Below are 1,299 nucleotides of genomic sequence, written 5' to 3'. Positions count from 1 at the left end.
AGCTATGCCCGGCAAGCGCCAACGTCATGATGGCTTTGTAGTCGGCCATGCAGCCTCCTCAAATAGGAACAGACGGCGCAGTCGCGCCGCCTACCTTGAGCAGACCACCCCGGCTGCCCCGAGGAGTACCAAGTCGTCAGAATCGCGGTACCGAATCGCCGGACCGTAAGTACCATCTGGCCCTATCTGCCACTTTGGAGGTGCGGGAGCCGACGATGAACGACAGACCTGCGTCTTCGAGGGCGTTCAGGTTGGCCGCCGAGAGCATCCCCGCATCAGCCACGACGACCATGTCCGTGATTGCGTGCCGCTCCTGGAAGGCGGTGATCACTGGGATCAAGGTCTTGGTCTCTGCCTTGTTGCCCTCGAAAACGTGCACGTCCAGCGGGAATCCGTCACGGGCTACCAACAGTCCGACAGTGATCTGCGGATCCACTCGGCGTTCCTTGCTCATGCCGACTTTGCGTAGGCCGTCTTCTTTCTCGGCCTCGAAGTACAACGTGGTCAGGTCATACAAGATCAGGGCGACGCCGGGGCCGCCGGCGGCCGTGACGTGGCGCCAGCAAGCGGTAGCGATGAGGGTGCGGTAGTCGCGGGCAACCACCCGACCCAGACAGTTATAGAGCGTGTTGACGTGCGGCGGATCCAAGCCCAGTCCCCTGAGCACCCGTACCGAATCGAGTTTGCTCGTCGGATCGACCAGACGGGCCAGTACCAGGTCACGGAACACCGAGTCGGCCACCACGTCAAAGCCGAGACGCTCGTAGCTGCCCGCCAGGCCTTGCCACAAAATTCGTGACGACGACCGTTTGGCCACGGCAGCCGAGCTGGCGGGCAGATCGATCACCGCAGATGCCCGGTCCTCTAGTCCAAGCTCGAGTTCGTGCTGGTCAGCATGGATTCGTTGCTTGGCGACCTCGATCAATGCCGCGAGCTCGCCGGGCGTGTGGGCGGAGCCAATATGCGCAACCATCTGGCGCCGGCCACGGATCTTCTCCCAGATCTGCACGCCGATGGCCCCGGAGGCGGTCTTGGATTGCACCACGTACAGACCCACCACCTCCAAGTTCCGCTCAATTAGTGACCCGCGCGCGGCATGTTAAAACTCGTGACCTGCAACGATCCTAACCCCGCTGATTCATGGAGTGTGAGGACGGCTTCTGCCGGGTGACGGTGGGTGCGATTGCGTCCATGGGCGTGCGGGAGCGCCGGCTGGCGCTGCCGGTGGCGGGTCTCCGGGTGGTGCTGTCGTGGGCGGGCAGGTGAGGTCAGGCGGGTTTGGGGATCGCGGCGATCGTG

1 protein-coding gene and 1 pseudogene are annotated in these 1,299 nt (G+C 63.4%); one reads left to right on the top strand and one right to left on the bottom strand.

Going from position 1 to position 1,299, the window contains the following annotated elements; genetic code table 11:
- Positions 1–193: 193 nt before the first annotated feature.
- A pseudogene (locus G6028_RS13885) lies at positions 194–1,057 on the bottom strand (IS1634 family transposase); the annotation flags it as partial.
- A gap of 83 nt (positions 1,058–1,140) precedes the next feature.
- Here G6028_RS13885 and G6028_RS17945 point away from each other — a divergent pair.
- The gene (locus G6028_RS17945; RefSeq protein WP_277817612.1) at positions 1,141–1,266 is read left to right on the top strand and encodes a hypothetical protein; all 126 of its coding nucleotides are present in this window, start codon (positions 1,141–1,143) and stop codon (positions 1,264–1,266) included.
- Positions 1,267–1,299: the final 33 nt, after the last annotated feature.

Source organism: Dietzia cercidiphylli (assembly GCF_014145145.1).
Classification (GTDB): Bacteria; Actinomycetota; Actinomycetes; order Mycobacteriales; family Mycobacteriaceae; genus Dietzia; species Dietzia natronolimnaea.
This window is presented reverse-complemented; position numbering and strand designations above follow the sequence as displayed.

Coding starts and splice junctions, on each gene's coding strand:
- G6028_RS17945 (WP_277817612.1), top strand. CDS start 1,141: ATGGAGTGTGAGGACGGCTTCTGCCGGGTGACGGTGGGTGCGATTGCG.